Genomic DNA, 19,782 nt, shown 5'->3' with positions numbered 1-19,782 from the left:
GACGATGCGGGCGCCCCGTCGGGCGCCCGCATCGCCTTAGCGCGTGCGCGGCTTGCGGTACGGCTTCGCGTCGTCGTAGCGATCGGAACCCCGGTCGCCGCCGCGGTCAGAACCGCGGTCGCTGCCGTAACGGGAGCCGCCACCGCGCTGGTCGGACGAACGCGGACCGGACGAGCGCGGACCGCCCGATCGCGAGCCGCCGGGCCCGCGATCCACCTGCAGCTCGATGAGCTGGCCGCTGATGCGCGTGCGGCGCAGGCGGTCGAGGACATCGGCGGGCAGATTCGCGGGAAGCTCGACCAGTGAGAAGTCCGGGCGGATGGTGATCTGGCCGAAGTCGGAGCGGTCCAGGCCGCCCTCGTTGGCGATCGCGCCCACGATCTGGCGCGGCTCGACCTTCTGACGCCGCCCCACCGCGATGCGGTAGGTGACGCGGTCACCCGAGCCGCGGTCGCGGCGTGCCGGGCGGTCGTCACGGTCGTCGCGGAAGTCTCCCCGCGCCTTGCGGGGCGCGGCAAACTCGGTGGGCGGGGCATCGTTCTCCGGGTCGAGCAGCAGGGGAGTGTCACCCTGCGCGACCACGGCGAGCGCGGCGGCCACGTCCCCCTCGGGGACGTCGTGGTGCTCGACGTAGTGGGCGACGATGTCCCTGAAGCGATCGATCCTGTCGCGCTGTGCCAGCGCCGCCGTGATCGAGTCATCGAAGCGCGCGAGGCGGGTCGCGTTGACGTCGCCCGCGGTGGGCAACTGCATGAGCGTCAGCGGCTGCCGCGTCGCCTTCTCGATCGCGCCCAGCATGCGGCGCTCGCGCGGGGTGACAAAGCTGATCGCGTCTCCCGTGCGTCCCGCGCGTCCCGTGCGCCCCACGCGGTGCACGTAGGACTCGGTGTCGACGGGAAGGTCGTAGTTCACGACGTGGCTGATGCGCTCGACATCGAGGCCGCGGGCCGCGACGTCGGTGGCGACCAACACGTCCAGCTTGCCGTCCTTGAGCTGGGCGATCGTGCGCTCGCGCTGGGCCTGCACTACGTCGCCGTTAATGGCGGCGGCGGCGTATCCGCGCGCGCGCAGCTTCTCGGCGACCGTCTCGGTCTCGTTCTTGGTGCGCGTGAACACGATCATCGCCTCGAAGTTCTCGACCTCGAGGATGCGCGTGAGGGCATCGAGCTTCTGCTGATACGCCACGACCAGGTAGCGCTGCGTGATGGTCGAGGAGGTCGTCGTCTGGCGCTTGACCGTGATCTCCTGCGGGTCGCGCAGGTAGCGCTGGGACAGGCGACGGATCTGGGCGGGCATGGTCGCGGAGAACAGCGCAACCTGCTTGTCCTCGGGGGTCGAGGCGAGGATGGTCTCGACGTCCTCGGCGAAGCCCATCTTGAGCATCTCGTCGGCCTCGTCGAGCACCAGGTACGTGAGTTCGGACAGGTCGAGCGTGCCCTTGTCGAGGTGGTCCATGATGCGACCGGGGGTGCCCACCACGACGTCGACGCCGCGGCGCAGTGCCGACAGCTGGACGCCATAGCCCTGACCGCCGTAGACCGGCAGGATGTGGACTCCGGTGCTGTGGCCGGCGTACTGCTCGAAGGCCTCACAGACCTGGAGCGCGAGCTCGCGAGTGGGCGCGAGGACCAGCGCCTGGGGCTTCTTGCGGCCGCGCTCGAGGCGGTCGAGGATCGGCAGCGCGAACGCCGCCGTCTTTCCGGTACCGGTCTGCGCGAGCCCGACCACGTCGCGGCCCGCGAGCAGCGGGGGAATGGTGGCGGCCTGGATCGCGGACGGCGTCTCGTAGCCGACCGCGCGAATCGCCTTGAGCACGTGCTCGCCGAGCCCCAGCTCCGCGAAGGTCGGGCCGGACGCTGCCGCGTCGGGGTCCGAGGGGGTGGAAGAGGGCGTGCTGGGAGAAGACATGGTCCAACAGTAGGCCCCCCGGCACGGGCGCGTCTCGCAGGCGTGGGGCCCAAAGGTCCCCATGCACGTCGGATTTCGCGGTCTAGCCTCACTCATCATGCCCTGGTTCTACGACCCGCGCCGCACGTACGAGGACAACTATGCCCTCGGGCCTTTCGGCGGCTTCGGCGATGTCGCCGCGGCGCGGCCTGACGGTCCACCCCGCGAGTCCTTTGCCGGTGAGGCCGTCTACTCGGCGTTTGGGATCCCGGCGGGGCCGCTCGTCAACGCGGCCTTCTGCGCCGCCGCCTTCCGCGCGGGCTTCGACGTCAACGTCTACAAGACGGTCCGCACGCGGACGCACCCCGTGCATCCCTTTCCCCACACGCTCGCGGTGCACGTCGACGGCGACCTCACGCCGGAGCGCGCCGCGCGGCCCCTACTCGCCGACGACGCCCTCGACGAGGCGACGAGCATCTCCAACTCGTTCGGCGTGCCATCACGCGATCCCGACGCCTGGCAGGCGGACATGGCCGCCGCGGTCGCCGCGGCCGGGCCAGGCCAGCTGCTCGTCGGTTCGTTTCAAGGCACCCGCCCCGATGCGGACGCGGGCGATCGCGACGGCGCCTACCTCGCCGATCACGTGGCGGCCGCGCGGCTCGTGCGCGAGACCGGTGCGCGTGCGCTCGAGCTCAACCTCAGTTGCCCCAACGAGGGCACCGGGGCGCTGCTGTGCTTCGACACGCCCGCCGTGACGCGCATCGTCGCGGCGGTCAAGGAGGAGATCGGGGACCTGCCGCTGTACGTCAAGCTCGCGCATTTCAGGGACGATGCCGCGCTCGCCGGGCTCGTGCGGGCGACGGCTCCGTACGTGGCCGGCTATGCGGCGATCAACACGATTCCCGCCCGGCTGGTCGACGCCGACGGCCGCCAGGCCCTGCCGGGCGAGGGCCGCGCCGTCGCGGGAGTGTGCGGCGACGCGATCCGGTGGGCGGGACTCGACATGGTCGAGCGGCTGGCGCGACTGCGGGAGGACGTGTCCTCTGCCTTCGAGATCGTGGGGGTCGGCGGGGTGCTGACGGCCGACCACGCTCGCGCGTATCGCGCGGTGGGTGCCGATGCAGTGATGAGCGCGACCGGAGCCATGCTGGATCCCGGATTGGGTGCCGCGGTGCGCGGCTCGACCGCCCCGGTGGCCTAGCCGGCGAGCATGCTCGCGACGTGGTCGAGCAGGTCCGGCTTGCGGGGAGCGTCCAGCTCGACGCCCGGCGCGACGTACTCGAGGTGCCACGATTCGGGCTTGGCGCCGCCCACACGGGCCCAGCGGGGGTGCACCCACCCGTAGGCCTCGCCATGCGTGCGTAGCCACGCGGCCGATGCGGGCTCGAAGTCCGCCGCGAGGCCCCAGCCATGGTTCGAGGTGCCCGGGCGGGCAGCCAGTCCGCCCTTCGTGTAGCGCGTCGCAACCTGGGCGCCATACGAGCGGTACGAGCTCGACACCTCAAGGTGGGTGCCGGTCTGCGCGAAGTAGGCGGAGTCGGCCCGCTCGAGCGCGGCCGCGGCATCGCAGTGCAGCACCTCGCCCGGCGCGAAGGAGAGGTCGCACAGCGCGCTCGAGGGGAGGAGGCCGTTGGCGTAGGACATGCCGGCGGGCCGCCCCTCCCAGCCGTCCTGGTGACGGGCCGATGCCGCGAGGTAGTCGGCGCGCAGGCTCGCCTCCGCGGCGGCGAGAGTGTCGCGGTACGACGCTATCCGCGACGCATTGACCGCGTCGCGCCGTGAGTTCTCGCGCTCGTTCCAGGCCTCGTGGGAGGCAGCGAAGCGCACCTGTGCGGCCGAGAGGGACTGCTCCGCCACGTCGAGCGCCTCCGTCGCCGTCGCGACCGCGTCGGGGTCGGCACGGTCGATCTCGCTCTGCGGCACGAGGGCGAGGTCGTCACGCGCCTGGGCGAGCTCGTGGGCGGCCGAGTTGTCGACAAGCCGCCCGCCTACTGCTGCGATCATCGCGTCGGTGGCGTCGACCGCGACCGCGACCGCCGCGAGCCGCGCGTCGAGACTGAGATTGGCCTCCTCGAGCGCGGCCGCCGCCGTGGTGGCCTCGAGCACCGCGGTGGTGCCGTCCACGCGCCGTGCGGAGGCCGCGAGCTCCACGCTCGCCTCCTCGAGCCGTGCGACGGCGCGCTCGACCGACTCGAGGTCCTCGACCTCGCCCTCGAGCACACGGATCACGGACGGGTCCTCGACGACGGTGGTGACGTCCACGGCGCCCGGGTCGAGGGTGGACGCCGCGTCCTCCGAGGGCGCCGCGGTGGGGGAGGGCGGGGGAGTCCCAGGTCGTGTGGAGGCCGCGGTCGGGGCCACGGTGGGCACCATGACGAGCTCCTGAGCGGAGACGGGGCGCTGAGAGGACACCGCTATTGCGCCTGCCGCCGCGTCGCCCGCGGCCGGCCCGACGGGTGCGAACGGACCGGGGGGCGGCTCGCTTTCCAGCGGGGCCATCGCCCAGGTCGGCGGGAGGATGCTCGCACCCGTCACGGCAACGTCGTTCGCGAGTGCCGTGTGTGCGGCCGAGGCCGCGGCGCGAGAGACGCCCGCGGCGGCGCTGGAAACCTCGGGGTCCCTCAGCGACAGCGCGACATCGGCGGCGTCGCTCGCGCGCTCGAGGGACGCCTCAAGTGCCGCCTTGCTCTCCGCGAGGGCGAGCGCCTGCACGCGCGCCTCCTCCACAGCGGAGTCGACGCGGTGCTCGTGCGCGCCCATCGCGACGGCGAGGCCGCCCATGAAACACGTGACGGCGACGGCCGTGGCCGTTTGCCACCGCGCGGGGCCCCGCGTGGGACGGCGGGTGGGCGTGGCGGCAGGGGGCATGGGGGTACTCATGTGGAACGCAGACCTCCGACGGGGACAAGGGGCGCACGATGCGCGGCGGCACCGCCCAGGGGCGGAGCCTGCGACACGCGGCGGCGCAAGACGTCCACCATAACTGTGCTATGCCGGCGCGGTCCCGTACGGGGGCGCTCGCCGCGGTGGGGTCCGAGCGGCCCTCGGGGGCCGCCGCGGATACCACCAGGGGTTTCCTTGTCAACGCGCAATAGGCCCCGCGCGTCGTGTGACATGCGTCACACTCCGGGCTCAGAGGCCGTGCGCGTCGGCTCGAGAGGCGCGCGGTTGAGCAGCAGGGCCGCGAGGACCGTCGGGTGACGCTCGCTCGCGATCGCCTCGACGGGCGCGTCCATGTTCGCCGCCTGGAGCAGCCTGCTCACGCCCTGCGCGCCCTTGGCGATTCCGGTTGCCACGTTGTCGAGCGCGGTAGCGACCTCGGACTGAGAGTCGCGGTACTGCGCAGACACGCCGCAAGAGTCGAGAATCGCCGCGGGAATCCGGCGCAACGAGGGTGCTGCTTCGTGCGGGGTGAGGCCCGGAGTGTGGTGCGTTGGGCCCGCGCGGCCGTCCGCCTGGGACCAAAGGCCCATCCCGAGTCAAACACGAGATCTAGTGTGCTCGTACGACTTCGGCCACCACATCTAGTGGTTGGAGGCCTAGGCGAGGAAGGGACCGACCATGAGCATCACGGACATCGAGCCGGCACAGATCAACGACGACCACGCGCCGCGACCCCGCCTCGAGGTGGTCAAGCGCGACGGACGCCGCCTTCACTTTGACGACCGACGCATCGGCGTGGCCATCGCCAAGGCGTACGCGGCGGTCCACGGTGACGTGACGGCCGCGCATCAGCGTGCGATCGACGCCGTGGTGGCCCGCGTGGACGCGGAGCTTGCCGAGCGCTTCGCGGGCCAGGTGAAGATCTACGAGATTCAGAGCGTGGTCGAGCACGAGCTTCTCGAGGCGGGGGAGTACGAGGTCGCCCGCGCTTACATCGACTACCGCGTCGAGCGCGACGTCGCCCGTGCACGTTCCACCGACCTCAACCACTCGATCACGCGACTCCTCGACAAGGACTCGGCCGTGGTCAACGAGAACGCCAACAAGGACGCCGACGTCTACAACACCCAGCGTGACCTCACCGCGGGCATGGTCGGCAAGGCGATCGGGCTGCGCATGCTGCCCCCGCACGTGGCGAATGCCCACCAAAAGGGCGACATTCACTACCACGACCTCGACTACCACCCGTATGCGCCGATGACCAACTGCTGCCTCATCGACTTCAAGACGATGCTGTCGGCCGGCTTCCGTATCGGCAACGCGCAGGTCGAGCCGCCCCGGTCGATCCAGACCGCGACGGCGCAGATCTCGCAGATCATCGCCAACGTGTCGTCGAGCCAGTACGGCGGATGCACCGTCAACCGGATCGACGAGCTCCTCGCGCCCTACGCCGAGCGCAACCACGCGAAGCACCTCGCGGACGCTGCGGAGTGGATCGAGGACGCCGACAAGCAGGCCGAGTACGCGAAGTCGAAGACCCGCAAGGACATCTACGACGCGATGCAGAGCCTCGAGTACGAGATCAACACGCTGTTCACGTCCAACGGTCAGACGCCCTTCACGTCGGTGGGCTTCGGCCTCGGCACCGGGTGGTACGAGCGCGAGATTCAGCGCGCGATCCTCGAGATCCGGGTGCGAGGTCTTGGCCGCGAGGGTCGCACGGCGATCTTCCCGAAGCTGCTGTTCACGCTCAAGCGCGGGCTCAACCTCTCTCCGGGGGACCCGAACTACGACATCAAGCAGCTTGCCGTCGAGTGCTCGACCAAGCGCATGTACCCCGACATGCTCAGCTACGACAAGATCGTCGAGATCACCGGGTCGTTCAAGGCGCCGATGGGCTGCCGTTCCTTCCTCCAGGGCTGGGAGGACGAGGACGGGGTCGACTCCGTCGAGGGGCGCATGAACCTGGGTGTGGTGACGCTCAATCTGCCGCGCATCGCGCTCGAGGCGGCCGGCGACCAGGAGGTGTTCTGGCGGCTGCTCGACGAGCGGCTCGAGACCATGCACGACGCACTGCTCTACCGTGTCGAGCGCTGCAAGGAGGCCAAGCCAGGCAACGCGCCGATCCTCTACGTGCACGGCGCATTCGGCAAGCGCTTGGACCCGACGGACGACGTCGACACCCTGTTCCGGGGCGGCCGCGCGACGGTGTCGCTCGGGTACATCGGGCTCTACGAGGTCGCGACCGCGTTCTACGGCGGCGCGTGGGAGTCCAACCCCGAGGCCAAGGACCTGACGCTACGGGTGCTCGCGACGCTGCGCGACCGCGCCGCCGCGTGGAAGGCCGAGTCGGGGTACCACGTCAGCGTCTACTCGACGCCGTCGGAGAGCCTCACGGATCGCTTCTGCCGCATGGACAAGGAGCGCTTCGGGTCCGTGCCGGACATCACGGACAAGGACTACTACACCAACAGCTTCCACTACGACGTGCGCAAGAACCCCACGCCGTTCGAGAAGCTCGACTTCGAGGCCGAGTACGCGCCCTACACGTCGGGCGGCTTCATCCACTACTGCGAGTACCCCGTGCTGCAGCAGAACCCCAAGGCGCTCGAGGCGGTGTGGGACTACGCCTACGACCGCATCGGCTACTTGGGCACTAACACGCCGATCGACCGCTGCTACGAGTGCGGCTTCGCCGGGGACTTCGATCCGACAGCGCGCGGCTTCGCATGCCCCGCGTGTGGCAATGCGGATCCCCGCACGTGCGACGTGGTCAAGCGGACGTGCGGCTACCTGGGCAACCCGCAGCAGCGCCCCATGGTGCACGGCCGCCACATGGAGATCTCCGCTCGGGTCAAGCACCTGTCGGACGATGTCCGGATTCCGTTGAGCGCGCTCGACCCGGTGGCGCCCGCGTCCCAGGAGTGACGATGCCCCGCACGCCCGCGCCCGAGTGGCTTGCCGACCGCGTGAGCCAGGGCTTTGTCGCGGACTACAAGCCGTTTGTCATGGTCGATGGCGAGGGCGTGCGGTGCAGTGTCTACGTGGCCGGATGCCTCTTCGCCTGCGAGGGCTGCTTCAACGAGGACACGTGGAGCTTTCGCATGGGGGAGCGGTTCACGCCAGCGCTGGAGGACAGGATCCTCGCGGACCTCGCCCATCCGGCGGTGCAGGGCTTGTCGTTGCTCGGAGGAGAGCCCTTTCTCAACACGGGGACGTGCCTCGCGCTCGTGCGCCGCCTGCGGGAGGAGCTCCCGACCAAGGACGTGTGGTGCTGGACCGGCTACACCCTCGAGGAGTTGCTCGAGGGCTCTCCCGACAAGCTCGAGCTGCTGGAGAACGTGGACGTGCTGGTCGACGGGCGGTTCGAGCTGAGCCAGCGGGACCTGAGGCTCGCCTTCCGCGGCAGCACGAACCAGCGCGTGCTCGACGTCGAAGCTTCTCTGGAAGCCGGAGTCGCAGTCGAGTGGGCAGGGCTGGTGCGCGAGAGGACGTAGCGCGAGCGCTGGCCCCGGCCCCGGCGCCAGTCGCAGCCCCAATCCCAGTCCCAGCCCCAGCCGAGTGGGTCCCCGTCGCTTGCGCATTTCACGCACGAAGCAACACTGCACTGCCTCGCCGAGGTCATGCACGAGGCGACGTTCTGCCTGCTCGCCGCCATCACGCACGATGCGACGTCGTGCTGCTTCGTGCATGAAATGCGCAAGGGCGCGGGAGAGAGGTGTCGCATGCCGCGTCCGGCTCGAGGAGCGACACGCGCGGGCCCCTCATCGAGCCCCTCATCGAACGACTCAGCGCACCGGCGCCCATGAGTCGCCCGGCCACAATTGGGACCCGTGCGAATGCTCGGCAGTGAGCGCCCATACGACCTCCAGCACCGTGCGCCGCCCGCGTGGTCCCGCGAGGAGGGCGCCCGGAACCGCACTCATGCGGCGGCCCCCGCGAAGGCCCGTGCCGCCGCCAAGGCCCGCAATGGGTTGCCGGACTCGTCGAGCGGAGGAGAGTAGGCGGCGAAGCTACCGCGCCCCGGAAGCACCATCACGATCCCACCCGCGATCCCGCTCTTCGCGGGCGGCCCGCCGGCTTCGTGCCACGCTCCCGAGGCCTCGTACAGACCCGCGAGCGCCATCGCGTCGAGCGCCACCCGCGCGGCGGCCTCCGACACCACCAGACCCCCCGAGATGGGGTCGCGCCCCTCGCCGGCGAGCACCGCACCCATGCGCGCCAGCGTCGCCGCGTCGACCTCGAGACACGACTGGTACGTGTAGAGGTGCAGCGCGGTCTGGACGTCCGTCGCGAGCAATCCCCGCTCGGCCAGCAGCTCCGCGAGCATCCGATTGCGCTGGTTGCTCGACCGAATCGCCTCCACCATGACGGGGTCCGCGGCCAGGTTCCGACCCGCGAAGCGTGACAACCCGTCGCGGATCGCCGCCTCGTCGCCCACCAGACTCGCGACCGTGAGTGCCCCGGGGTTGACCATGGGATTGGTGCGGCCGTGAGAGGTCCGCGTGATCGCGGCGGGGTCGTTGAACGCGAGCCCGGTCGCCTCCATCCCGGTGAGCGCGAGCACGCGATCCTCGCCGGCCATGTCCACGGCAAGCGCGAGCGTGAACGCCTTCGCGACGCTCATGAGGATGAACGATGCGCCGCTGCCCTGGGCCAGCGTCTCACCGGAGAGTCGGTGGCAGGCGACGTCGAACACGTCAGGGGAGACCGCGGCGAGCGCGGGGTAGACCTGCGTCACCGCGCCGCCGGCGGCGGCGCGTCCCGCCTCGTATGCCGCGTCGAGCGGCGACTCCCACGAAGAACTCACCCCGGCATCGTCCCGTATCGGGACGGGTCCGGAGTGAAGGCTCGCGGCCTCCTACGCCTGGGCGTTGCCGGCAGCCGCCTCGCGCTCGCGCAGGGCACGGCGCAGAACCTTGCCCACGTTGGTCTTGGGCAGCTCGTCGATGAACTCGATCTGCCGGGGACGCTTGTATCCCGTGAGCCGCTCCTTGAGGAAGGCGGCGAGCTCGGCCTCGGTGAGCGACGCGTCGCGACGCACCACGAAGAGCTTGGGAACCTCTCCCGCACGCTCGTCGGGGATCGGGATCGCGCCGGCCTCCGCGACCTTGGGGTGGAGCATCGCGGCGTCCTCGATCTCCCCCGGGTACACGTTGAAGCCCGACGCGACGATGATCTCCTTCTTGCGGTCGACAATCGTGAGGAAGCCGTCCGTGTCGAACACCGCGATGTCGCCGGTGAGGAGCCAGCCGTCCTTGATGACGCGCGCGGACTCCTCGGGCTGGTTCCAGTACCCCTTCATCACCTGCGGCCCACGCACCGCGAGCTCGCCGCGCTCGCCCACGGGAAGGTCGTTGCCTTCATCGTCGAGGATACGCACGTCGGTCGAGGGCAGCGGGATGCCGATGGTACCGATCCGCGGCGCCATGTGTGTGGGGTTGACACTGACCACGGGAGACGCCTCCGTGAGGCCATAGCCCTCGATGATGTCTTGGCCCGTCGTGGACCGCCAGCGATCCGCAACGGCAGTGCGGACGGCCATGCCCCCCGCGACGGTGAGACGCAGGCTGCCGAAGTCAAGCTTCGCGAAGCCTGGATTGTCGAGCAGGGCTCCCGCGAGCGTGCTCACGAGCACGAGGCCATCGGGCTTTGACGCGCCGATCTCCTTAACGAACGCGGGGATGTCCCGGGGGTTGGTGATGAGCACGTTGTGTGAGCCGAACCGGAAGAAGCCGATGCAATTCACGGTGAGGGCGAACACGTGATAGAGCGGCAGTGCGGCCACGATCACCGACTGCTTGTCCTCGCCCAGCGTGTTGCGGATCTGCGCCATGAACTGCTCTTGGTTGGCCAGCAGGTTGCCGTGCGTGAGAATCGCGGCCTTCGCGCCGCCGGTGGTGCCACCCGTGTACTGCAGGAAGGCGATGTCGTCCTGAGTGAGACCGGGATCCGTGACCGCGCGTCCCGCTCCCTGCGCGAGAGCGTCGCGGAAGGCGATCGCCTGGGGAAGGTGGAAGTCGGGGACCATCTTCTTGACCTTGGCGGCCACGAAGTTGACGATGCTGCGCTTGGGTTGCGGCAGCAGGTCACCCACCTGGGTGATGATGACGTGCTCGATCGTGGTCGCGGGCAGGACCTGCTCGACGCGGTCCGCGAAGTTCGCGAGCACCACGATCGCCTTGGGGGCCGCGTCCCTGAACACGCCCTCCATTTCGCGCGCTGTGTAGAGAGGGTTCGCGTTGACCACGATGAGCCCCGCGCGCAGCGCGCCGAACAGCGCCACTGGGTACTGCATGAGGTTGGGCATCTGGATGACGATCCTGTCGCCCTTGTGGAGGCCCAGTCCGTGCTGAAGGAACGCGGCGAACTGCGTCGCTAGGCGGTCGACCTCGGTGAAGGTGAGCGTGCCGCCCAGGTTCGAGAACGCGACCTTGTCGCCGTGACGCGCGGCGGCGTGCTCGACCATCTCACCCAGCGAGGACTCCGCGAGCGGCGCGATGGCGCGCGGCACCTGAGGCGGATAGAACGCGAACCACGGACGGTCTGCGCCGCCGACGGGATCGATGGCGGAGGGGGACTCGGGGGACATGTCGGCTCTCATCCTCGTTGATGGGTCGGAACGGGTTGGGGACGATTGTGGCGCGTGGGGCGGCCGTGCCGCCACTACGACGCGCGTTGCACCCCCATGAGCAGGAAGGGCTTGGCACCGTCGCTGCTGGTCACGGCCGCCTCGTGGCCGTCTGCAGTGGGCGTCGCGCGGAACCCCACGGTCGCGGGCAGCAGGATGGGCTTCACGAACGATGCCGTGGCGGTGTACGCGGGCGGCAGGCGGCCCTCGAGGGCCGCGAGCGCGCGGGCATGGGTCCACATGCCATGGATGATCGGGCGCGCGAAGCCGAAGGCCTTCGCCGCGAGGCGGCTCGTGTGGATGAGGTTGGGGTCCTGCGACACCCGCCGGTACTGACGACCGAGGTCCTGGGGGAGTCGCCACAGCGCGTGCGGGTCCGCGGGGGCGAACGACGCCCGGGGAACGGGAACCGGCTCGCCCGGAGCGTGCGCGCCGGGGGACAGGTAGGTGCTCACCCCGTCCCACACGCGCTCGTCGCCCACGCGCGCCTCGCCCACCAGGTCGATCAGCGCGCCCTTCGCGTGGGGGCGCAGGTTCTCGACCCTCACCGCGAGCGTCAGCGGCTCGGCGGCATCGACCGGGCGGTGAAGGGTCATCGTGTTGCTCACATGAACCGCGCCCACGAGCCGAATCGACGAGCGCGGATCGCCCAGCAGGTGCACGTGCAGGGGAAACGTGAGCACGTGGATCCACGTCGCCGGCACGCGGTCGCGCAGGGTGAAGTGACACACGCGCGAGTAGTCCGCGAGCCGGGCGGGGTCGAGTCGCTGGGGCGCCAGCTCGACGGTGTGGTCGGGAATGCGACCCTCGCCGCGCGTGCCGGGCAGCAACGCGCGGGCGAAGGCCTTGCCCATGCCGGGGGCCGTCGCGAGCCGTTCGACGCCGCTCATCACGCACCCACGAGGTTCTGCCCGCACACGCGGATGACCTGACCGGTGACGCCCTGCGACGACGGGTCGAGCAGGTAGCCGATGGTCTCGGCCACGTCGACCGGGCTGCCGCCCTGGTTGAGGCTGTTGCTGCGGCGAAACACCTCGCGCTGCACGAAGGGGATGCGCGCCGTCATGTCCGTCTCGATGAAGCCGGGAGCGACCGCGTTGACCGTGATGGCGCGCGCGGCGAGGTCGGGCGCCATCGCGATCACGAGGCCAGCGACGCCGGCCTTCGAGGCCGCGTAGTTGCTCTGCCCCTTGTTGCCCGCGAGCCCCGACGTGGACGCGACGCCGACGATCCTGCCGCCATCGGCGAGTCCGCCCTCGGTGGTGGGATCGAGCAGCACGGCGTTGATGCGCATCTGGGCACGCAGGTTGACCTCGAGCACGGAGGCCCACCGCTCGGCATCGGTGTTGACCAGCATCTTGTCCCGCGTGATGCCCGCGTTGTGCACGATCCCGTGGATACTCTCGCCCCGGGCGGCGACGTGGGCCGCGATCCGCGCCCCCGCATCGTCCGCCGTGATGTCGAGCTGCAGCGCGGTGCCGCCTATCTCGTTCGCGACGTCCGCGAGCGCCTCGCCCGCGGCGGGAATGTCCACGGCAACGATGCTCGCGCCGTCTCGCGCGAGCGTGCGCGCGATCGCCGCTCCGATTCCCCTCGCGGCGCCGGTCACCACCACGATCCTGCCGTCGTGCGGAGCGGCGGCCAACGGCGCCGCGGCCACCTGAGCCGGAGCCACGCGCCAGGACTGGCCGTCGATAAAGGCCGATCGCCCCTCGAGCAGGAAGCCCAGGGTCGAGGCGAGGTCGCCCGGCGTCACGCCAGGCTCGACGTAGACGAGGTTCGCCGTCGCGCCCCCGCGCAGTTCCTTGCCCACCGTGCGCACCACGCCGTCGAGGGCACGCGCGACGGCATCGGCCTCCCAGCCGGCACCCACGCCGCCGGGACGGGCCACCACGACGATCCTGCCCGAGGGCTCGATTCCCCTCACCGCCGGCCGCAGCGCGGCACGCACCTGTTCGAGATCGGGAATCGTGCTCAGTCGCGTCGCGTCCACGATGAGGGCGCCGATCCGGGAGCCGTAGCCCGGCGCGCCCGTGGCGCCCCCCGCCGCGCTCTCGACATCGACGACCGGCTGCTCGTAGGCGCGGCCGATCAGCCGCAGGGTCTCCTCGACCAGGGTCGCCCCGGACGGCGCGGCGAGCACGACGGCACCCTGCGGATAGGTGCGCCCTCGGCGCAGTCGTGGGGGCTCGGCGAGCCCCGCCTTGGCGGCCACCTTGCGGCCCAGCGGCGACGTGTAGGCCTTCTCGACGATGCTCATCACACCGCCTCCAGCAGGGCGACCACGCCCTGCCCGCCTGCCGCGCACACCGAGATGAGCCCGCGGGTCCCCGGCCCGCGCTCGTGGAGCAGCTTCGCGAGCGTGGGGACGATGCGCGCGCCGGTGGCGGCGAACGGATGGCCCGCGGCCAGCGACGAGCCCGCGACATTGATGCGAGAGCGGTCGGCACGACCGATCGCGCCGTCGAGACCGAGGCCGCGGCAGTAGTCCTCGTCCTCCCACGCCTTGAGGGTCGCGAGCACGGTCGCCGCGAAGGCCTCGTGGATTTCGAGCAGGTCGATGTCGTCGAGCGTGAGTCCCTGGCGCGCAAGCAGCCTGCCGGTCGCACCCACGGGGGCGAGCAGCAGGTCCGCGCCGCCCGGGTGGTCGACGGCCGCGACCTGGGCGTCCACAACGCGGGCCCACGGCGTGAGGTGATGCTCGCGCGCCCACTCCTCGGTGCCCAACAGCACGGCGGCCGCGCCGTCGGACAGCGCGGTCGAGTTGCCGGCCGTCATCGTGCCCTCGGGGCCGCCGAAGACGGGCTTGAGGGTCGCGAGGCGCTCGAGGCTCGTGTCGGGGCGCAGGATCGCGTCGCGCGTCACGCCTCGGTACGGCGTCACGAGGTCGTCGAAGAAGCCGCGTTCCCATGCGGCGGCAAGGGCGTGATGGCTCGCGACGGCGAGGCGATCCTGGTCCTCGCGAGCGATCTCCCACCGGGCGGTGGTGCGGGCCTGGTGCTCGCCCATCGACAGTCCGGTGCGTGGCTCGACCACGCGCGGCGCGTCCGGCGCCAGGTGGGCGGGGCGGATGCGGCTGAGAGCGGCGACGCGGCCCTTGAGGTCGCGCGCCGCGTTCGCGCGCAGCAGGATGCGCCGGAGGGGGTCGCTCACGGTGATGGGCGCATCAGACGCCGAGTCAACGCCGCCCGCGATCCCGCTGTCGAGTTGACCGAGCGCGATCTTGTTGGCGATGTACATCGTGGTCTCGAGGCCTGTCGCGCAGGCCTGTTGCAGGTCACATGCGGGAGTCTCGGGGGCGAGTGCCGAGCTCAGCACGGCCTCTCGCGTGAGGTTGAAGTCGTTGGGGTGCTTGAGGACGGCTCCGGCCGCCACCTCGCCGACGCGCGTCCCGCTCAGGCCGGTGCGCGCGATGAGACCATCGAGGGCCGCGGTGAGCATGTCATGGGCGGATGCCTGGGTGTAGGGACCGCCGGCCTTGGCGAAGGGAATGCGGTTCCCTCCGACGACCACGACGTTGTGGTGCATGGTTCCTCCGGGGATTGAGTAACTAACCGATACCGACGGTAGCAGATACCGACGGTACTCGTTACTATGGCGACATGACCACCGATGGCAGGGACACCCGCTGGGCGCAGCACCGGGCGGACAGGAGGCGCGAGCTCGTCTCCGAGGCGCTCCGCGCCATCCGGGTCCACGGGCCCGGCGTGGGGATGGACGAGATCGCGGCGCGCGCCGGTACGTCGAAGACCGTCATCTACCGCCACTTTGGCGATCGCGCCGGGCTGTACGCCGCCGTGGTCGAGTCCGTCCACGACTACATTCACGAGGGGCTCAGGGTCGCGCTCGAGCTCTCGGATCCGGCCGACCTCGGCCGCATGGCGGGGGACCTGGCCGATGCCTACCTCGGCCTGGTCGAGAAGGACCCCCACATCTACCGCTTCGTGATGGCGGCTCCCGTGGTCGGGCCGACCGGGGTTCCCGACCCCGCGGGACACCTGCCGGCGGTCGTGGGTCGCCACGTGTCCGAGGCGATCGCCGGTCATCTCGAGCGAGCTGGGCTCGACCCGGCATCGGCCCCCATCTGGGGCCACGGGCTCGTGGGCTTCGTGCGCGCGGCGGCCGACCAGTGGATGGCCGCCGATCCTCGCCCGCCGCGCGCCGACGTGGTCGCCCACATCACCGCCCTGTTCACCCCGGGCTTCGCCGGCGCCTTCACGCCCCACGACACCTAGTTCCCGCCCACCCCATACGAGGAGCAACAATGACGTTGACCCACGACACCCCTACGACACCAGCCGCCGGCCGCGGCCTCGACGCCGATGTCGACGGCGAGTCGCTGACGACGCTCGGAGCGTCCCTGCGAGCGGCGCTGGACGGACCCTTCGCCGTCGAGCGCGCCGCCGCGCGCAGGGCGTTTCCCGCAGAAGGCATGCTGCGCCCGGTGCACTACGGCGTCGACGAGTCCCGCGAATGGACGCTCGCGCGGCTGCGCGAGCTCTCCGCGCGCGGCTTCGGCTCATCTGGAGTGCCCGAACGCGCCGGGGCGCACGCCGACCCCCTGGCGGCCGTGGTGACGTTCGAGACCCTCGCGCACGGCGACCTGTCGGTGACGATCAAGTCTGGAGTCCAATTCGGACTGTTCGGGGGCGCGGTGACCAACCTCGGGACCGCATGGCACCACGACACGTTCCTGCCCAGCATCACCAGCATGGAACTCCTCGGGGGCTTCGCGATGACCGAACTCGGGCACGGGTCCGACGTCGCGAGCCTCGAGACCACGCTCACCTACCTCCCGGAGACCGACGAGATCGAGGTGCACACCCCGAACAGCGCGGCGACCAAGGCGTACATCGGCAACGCGGCGCGCGACGGGCACATGGCGGCCGTGTTCGGCCAGCTCATCGTGGACGGCAAGAGTCACGGCGTGCACACGGTCCTGGTGCCCCTGCGCGACGAGCATGGCAAGGACCTCCCCGGCATCACGACGGGCGACCACGGACACAAGGGCGGCCTGCTGGGTGTCGACAACGGGACGATCGCCTTCGATCACGTCCGCGTCCCGCGGCGCATGCTGCTCGATCGCTACGGCGGCATCGACGACACGGGTGCGTACCGCTCCGAGATCGCGGATCCCAACCGGCGCTTCTTCACGATGCTCGGCACGCTCGTGCGCGGCCGCGTGTGTGTGGGAGGGGCGGGCGCCGTGGCGGCGCGGCGCGCGCTGTCGATCGCGACGCGTCACGCGCTGCGGCGGCGACAGTTCCCCGCTCCGGGGCGACCCGAGGGCGTCCTGCTTCTCGACTATGTGGTGCACCAGCGGCGGCTGCTGCCCCTGCTGGCTCGCTCCTATGCGCTGGGCTACGCGCAGAACGAGCTGGTCGCCGCGCTGGTCGCGGTGCAGGGCGATGCGCCCAGCACCGAGCGCGATCAGCGCGAGCTCGAGACGCTCGCTGCAGGCATGAAGGCCATGCAGACGTGGTTTGCCAACCATGCCGTGGAGGAGGCGCGCGAGGCTTGCGGTGGCGCGGGATACATGAGCGACAACGTCCTCACCGGGCTGCGCGGCGACGTCGACATCTTCGCCACGTTCGAGGGCGACAACACGGTGCTCATGCAGCTGGTCACGAAGGGACTGCTCACGGACTACCGTCAGGCGTGGAGCGCGCTCGACCGCGGAGGCGTGGTCGCGGCCACCACGCGCGCGGTGGGCGAGATGGTCATGGAGCGGACCGCGGCCGGTCTCATGCTCGACCGCCTCGCGGCGACCGCGCGCCGCCGCCCCGAGGAGACCACCCTCGTCGACCGCGGATGGCACGCCCTCATGTTCGAGGAGAGGGAGCGCCACTCGCTCGAGTCGCTCGCGCGGCGGATGCGGGCGGCGGGCAAGGCGGAGGGCGATGCCTTCGAGTCCTTCAACCGCCTGGGGCCGCACGTGCAGTTCGTCGCGCGTGCGCACCTCGAGCGCGTCATGCTGGCGGCGACCGTTGACGCGATCTCTCGCGTCGAGGACGCCGAGACCCGGGACGTCCTTGAGCGCGTCTGCAGCCTCTACGCGCTCACCTCGATCGCGGCCGACCGCGCGTGGTACCTCGAGCACCACCGCATCAGCGGGGGCCGCTCGAAGGCGATCGGCGATCAGATCGACGCGCTGTGTCGCGAGCTACGCCCGCACGCGCTCGCGCTCGTCGAGGGACTTGGCGTCCCCGCGCAGTGGTTGGGGGCCGCGATCCTCGAGGACTGAGCCGGCCGCGGGAGGGGTGGCGCCGGGGCGGCAAGGAGAGGGCGGCCAGGGCCGGGACGGGAATCCGCGCCGCCCCGCCGTGGTTCACTGGTGCGGGCACGATGCCTGCTCGATGCCTGCTCGATGGCGAGCGACCACCCACCCTCGTCCTCGAAGGCCGCACCATGTCTGCCACCGCTACGTCTCTTGGCCCCGCGCGCACGCGACTCGCACTCCTCGCCCTCGCGTTGGGCGGATTCGGAATCGGCGCCACCGAGTTCGTCGCCATGGGGCTGCTGCCCGACATCGCCCGCGACCTGCTGCCGTCCCTGTACGCCGAGGACCCCGAGGCGGCCATCGGCCGGGCGGGGGCCATCATCTCCGCGTACGCGATCGGCGTCGTGGTGGGCGCACCCACGATCGCGGCCGTGGCCGCCCGTTTTCCCCGCAAGGCGCTGCTCACGGTGCTCGCGGTCGCCTTCACGCTCGGCACCGTCGCCTCGGCTCTTGCACCCACCTTCGAGCTCGTGGTGGCGGCGCGCGTCGCGGCCGGCCTCCCGCACGGCGCGTACTTCGGCGTCGCCGCGCTCGCCGCCGCGGATCTCATGGGACCGGGCAGGCGCGGCCGCGCGGTCGCGTTCGTGCTCTCGGGACTGACGATCGCCAACGTCGTAGGCGTCCCCCTCATCACCGCGCTTGGCCAGCAGTCCGGCTGGCGCGTCGCGTACCTGGCCGTGGCGGCGATCTTCGCGCTCACCGCGGTGTCCATCGCGGTGCTGGTCCCCGCGACGCCCGGGGATCCCCACGCGACCGTGCGGCGCGAGCTCGCCGCGTTCCGCGTTCCCGCCGTGTGGCTCGCCCTGGCCACCGGCGCGCTGGGCTTCGGCGGCTTCTTCGCCGTCTACTCGTATGTCGCGCCGCTGGCGACCGAGGTGACCGGCGTCTCGGCGGGGTTCGTCCCCGTCGCCTTGGTGGTGCTCGGGCTGGGCATGACCGCCGGGAACCTCGTGGGCGGGCGGCTCGCGGACAGGGGAGCCATGCGCGCCGTCTTCCGTCTCTTCGCGGTATTCGCCGCGTCGCTGATCGTGCTCGCGCTGACCGCGACCAGCGTTGTCGGCCTGCTGGCGGGGCTGTTCCTCGTGGGTGCCGCGGCCGCCGCGCTGTCGCCCGCGATCCAGACCCGCCTCATGGACGTCGCGGGGGAGAGCCAGACCATCGCCGCCGCCGTCAACCATTCCTCGCTCAACATCGGCAACAGCCTGGGCGCCATCCTGGGCGGAGCCGTGATCGCGGCGGGGTGGGGCTACCTCGCGCCCACGTGGGTGGGGCTCGCGCTCTGCGTGCCCGGCGTGCTCGCCGCCGTGGCCGGCTGGCGCCTGACGCGACCGCGCGGGGACGATGCGGGGGACGATGCGATAGCCTCCTTCGCGGCCGACGACGACCGGGTGGCGGTGTCGCCCGGCGCGTGAGCGCCCCCACCGCCCGCGAGGAGCACCCGTGACCGTCATCGAGCCGCCCGTCGAGATCAGGCCCCACTCGCTTCTCGAGGATGCGCTCGCGATCCCCACCGGCGCGTTTCTGTTGTCGTGGGGCATGTACCTCCTGCACGCGATCGACGGCGTCACGGGAGGCATCGCGGGCGTCGCGTTCCTCGCGAGCTACCTCGGCCACTGGTCGGTCGGCGCGGTGTTCTTCGTGCTCAACGTGCCGTTCTACTTCCTCGCGCTGCGCCGCATGGGCTGGCGATTCACTCTCAAGACCCTCGTGTCGGTCGCGCTGATCTCGGTCGGGGTGAGCCTGCACCCGCTCTACATCGACGTGTCCTCGCTGTCGCCCCTGTACGCCGCGATCTTCGCCGGCCTCGCCGTCGGGACCGGCATGCTCGTGCTGTTCCGCCACGGGGCCAGCGCGGGCGGCTTCGGCATCCTCGCGCAGTACCTGCAGTCGTCCCGCGGGTGGCGCGCCGGCTACGTCCAGGGCGCGATCGACCTCGTGATCGTCGTGGGTTCGGTCGCGCTCGTCGACCCGTGGATCCTGGTGTGCTCGATCATCGGCGCGGTGGTCCTCAACCTCGTGGTCGCGATCAACCACCGCCCGGGACGCTACTTCGGCTGAGCCATGTCGTGTCCGCGCGGCGAGTCGCGGAGGCCGCGGTCGC

15 protein-coding genes are annotated in these 19,782 nt (G+C 71.0%); 7 read left to right on the top strand and 8 right to left on the bottom strand.

Going from position 1 to position 19,782, the window contains the following annotated elements:
- Positions 1-36 precede the first annotated feature (36 nt).
- Entirely contained in the window at positions 37-1,908 is a 1,872-nt protein-coding gene (locus ABEA62_RS01875) for a DEAD/DEAH box helicase (protein ID WP_286216033.1), read from the bottom strand.
- Positions 1,909-2,005: 97 nt separating this feature from the next.
- Here ABEA62_RS01875 and ABEA62_RS01870 point away from each other — a divergent pair, with 97 nt between their 5' ends.
- Complete coding sequence (locus tag ABEA62_RS01870) at positions 2,006-3,088, top strand: tRNA-dihydrouridine synthase (protein ID WP_286216031.1); 1,083 nt, start codon at positions 2,006-2,008, stop codon at positions 3,086-3,088.
- Here ABEA62_RS01870 and ABEA62_RS01865 read toward each other — a convergent pair.
- The gene (locus tag ABEA62_RS01865) at positions 3,085-4,755 is read right to left on the bottom strand and encodes a M15 family metallopeptidase (protein ID WP_345378251.1); all 1,671 of its coding nucleotides are present in this window, start codon (positions 4,753-4,755) and stop codon (positions 3,085-3,087) included. The genes ABEA62_RS01870 and ABEA62_RS01865 overlap by 4 nt on opposite strands.
- Positions 4,756-5,006: 251 nt before the next feature.
- Positions 5,007-5,237, bottom strand: a complete 231-nt coding sequence (locus ABEA62_RS01860; protein WP_286216026.1) for a hypothetical protein — start codon at positions 5,235-5,237, stop codon at positions 5,007-5,009.
- A 211-nt stretch (positions 5,238-5,448) separates the two neighbouring features.
- Between ABEA62_RS01860 and nrdD the strand changes: the two genes are divergently transcribed.
- The gene (nrdD, locus tag ABEA62_RS01855; protein WP_286216025.1) at positions 5,449-7,698 is read left to right on the top strand and encodes an anaerobic ribonucleoside-triphosphate reductase; all 2,250 of its coding nucleotides are present in this window, start codon (positions 5,449-5,451) and stop codon (positions 7,696-7,698) included.
- 2 nt (positions 7,699-7,700) lie between these two features.
- Positions 7,701-8,267 (top strand): anaerobic ribonucleoside-triphosphate reductase activating protein, encoded by a 567-nt coding sequence (nrdG, locus tag ABEA62_RS01850; protein WP_286216024.1) that lies wholly within the window; start codon positions 7,701-7,703, stop codon positions 8,265-8,267.
- A gap of 425 nt (positions 8,268-8,692) precedes the next feature.
- Here the strand turns inward: nrdG and ABEA62_RS01845 are convergent, their stop codons facing one another.
- From ABEA62_RS01845 to ABEA62_RS01825, 5 genes are all read right to left on the bottom strand, one after another.
- Complete coding sequence (locus ABEA62_RS01845) at positions 8,693-9,580, bottom strand: glutaminase (RefSeq protein ID WP_286216023.1); 888 nt, start codon at positions 9,578-9,580, stop codon at positions 8,693-8,695.
- Between the two features lie 51 nt (positions 9,581-9,631).
- A complete protein-coding gene (locus tag ABEA62_RS01840) occupies positions 9,632-11,362 on the bottom strand; it encodes an AMP-binding protein (RefSeq protein ID WP_286216022.1) in 1,731 nt (576 codons plus the stop codon).
- Positions 11,363-11,436: 74 nt separating this feature from the next.
- On the bottom strand, positions 11,437-12,291 hold the full coding sequence (locus tag ABEA62_RS01835) for a MaoC family dehydratase (protein ID WP_286216021.1): 855 nt from the start codon (positions 12,289-12,291) through the stop codon (positions 11,437-11,439).
- Positions 12,291-13,661: a 3-oxoacyl-ACP reductase gene (locus tag ABEA62_RS01830; protein WP_345378243.1), complete on the bottom strand. Its 1,371-nt coding sequence runs from the start codon at positions 13,659-13,661 to the stop codon at positions 12,291-12,293. The genes ABEA62_RS01835 and ABEA62_RS01830 overlap by 1 nt, the downstream gene beginning before the upstream one ends.
- Positions 13,661-14,929: an acetyl-CoA C-acetyltransferase gene (locus ABEA62_RS01825; protein ID WP_286216018.1), complete on the bottom strand. Its 1,269-nt coding sequence runs from the start codon at positions 14,927-14,929 to the stop codon at positions 13,661-13,663. Before ABEA62_RS01825 ends, ABEA62_RS01830 begins: the two co-directional genes overlap by 1 nt.
- Before the next feature lie 74 nt (positions 14,930-15,003).
- On the opposite strand from ABEA62_RS01825, the gene ABEA62_RS01820 reads away from it, so the two are divergent.
- From ABEA62_RS01820 to ABEA62_RS01805, 4 genes are all read left to right on the top strand, one after another.
- The gene (locus tag ABEA62_RS01820) at positions 15,004-15,636 is read left to right on the top strand and encodes a TetR/AcrR family transcriptional regulator (protein ID WP_286216017.1); all 633 of its coding nucleotides are present in this window, start codon (positions 15,004-15,006) and stop codon (positions 15,634-15,636) included.
- A gap of 29 nt (positions 15,637-15,665) precedes the next feature.
- Positions 15,666-17,645, top strand: coding sequence for an acyl-CoA dehydrogenase family protein (locus ABEA62_RS01815; protein WP_345378240.1), 1,980 nt, complete (start codon positions 15,666-15,668; stop codon positions 17,643-17,645).
- A gap of 164 nt (positions 17,646-17,809) precedes the next feature.
- The gene (locus ABEA62_RS01810) at positions 17,810-19,093 is read left to right on the top strand and encodes an MFS transporter (RefSeq protein WP_286216015.1); all 1,284 of its coding nucleotides are present in this window, start codon (positions 17,810-17,812) and stop codon (positions 19,091-19,093) included.
- A gap of 28 nt (positions 19,094-19,121) precedes the next feature.
- On the top strand, positions 19,122-19,739 hold the full coding sequence (locus tag ABEA62_RS01805; protein WP_286216014.1) for a YitT family protein: 618 nt from the start codon (positions 19,122-19,124) through the stop codon (positions 19,737-19,739).
- Positions 19,740-19,782: the final 43 nt, after the last annotated feature.

It is taken from the genome of Demequina sediminis (genome assembly GCF_039545075.1).
Taxonomy (GTDB): domain Bacteria; phylum Actinomycetota; class Actinomycetes; order Actinomycetales; family Demequinaceae; genus Demequina; species Demequina sediminis.
The sequence above is the reverse complement of the archived record's forward strand: the minus strand, read 5'-3'. Positions and strand labels throughout refer to the sequence as shown.

What these genes read in the sequence shown, in the direction of transcription:
- ABEA62_RS01840 (WP_286216022.1), bottom strand. Translation starts at nt 11,362, where the DNA reads ATGTCCCCCGAGTCCCCCTCCGCCATCGATCCCGTCGGCGGCGCAGAC.
- nrdG (WP_286216024.1), top strand. Translation starts at nt 7,701, where the DNA reads ATGCCCCGCACGCCCGCGCCCGAGTGGCTTGCCGACCGCGTGAGCCAG.
- ABEA62_RS01820 (WP_286216017.1), top strand. Translation starts at nt 15,004, where the DNA reads ATGACCACCGATGGCAGGGACACCCGCTGGGCGCAGCACCGGGCGGAC.
- ABEA62_RS01830 (WP_345378243.1), bottom strand. Translation starts at nt 13,661, where the DNA reads ATGAGCATCGTCGAGAAGGCCTACACGTCGCCGCTGGGCCGCAAGGTG.
- ABEA62_RS01875 (WP_286216033.1), bottom strand. Translation starts at nt 1,908, where the DNA reads ATGTCTTCTCCCAGCACGCCCTCTTCCACCCCCTCGGACCCCGACGCG.
- ABEA62_RS01865 (WP_345378251.1), bottom strand. Translation starts at nt 4,755, where the DNA reads ATGCCCCCTGCCGCCACGCCCACCCGCCGTCCCACGCGGGGCCCCGCG.
- nrdD (WP_286216025.1), top strand. Translation starts at nt 5,449, where the DNA reads ATGAGCATCACGGACATCGAGCCGGCACAGATCAACGACGACCACGCG.
- ABEA62_RS01825 (WP_286216018.1), bottom strand. Translation starts at nt 14,929, where the DNA reads ATGCACCACAACGTCGTGGTCGTCGGAGGGAACCGCATTCCCTTCGCC.
- ABEA62_RS01810 (WP_286216015.1), top strand. Translation starts at nt 17,810, where the DNA reads ATGTCTGCCACCGCTACGTCTCTTGGCCCCGCGCGCACGCGACTCGCA.
- ABEA62_RS01835 (WP_286216021.1), bottom strand. Translation starts at nt 12,291, where the DNA reads ATGAGCGGCGTCGAACGGCTCGCGACGGCCCCCGGCATGGGCAAGGCC.
- ABEA62_RS01815 (WP_345378240.1), top strand. Translation starts at nt 15,666, where the DNA reads ATGACGTTGACCCACGACACCCCTACGACACCAGCCGCCGGCCGCGGC.
- ABEA62_RS01870 (WP_286216031.1), top strand. Translation starts at nt 2,006, where the DNA reads ATGCCCTGGTTCTACGACCCGCGCCGCACGTACGAGGACAACTATGCC.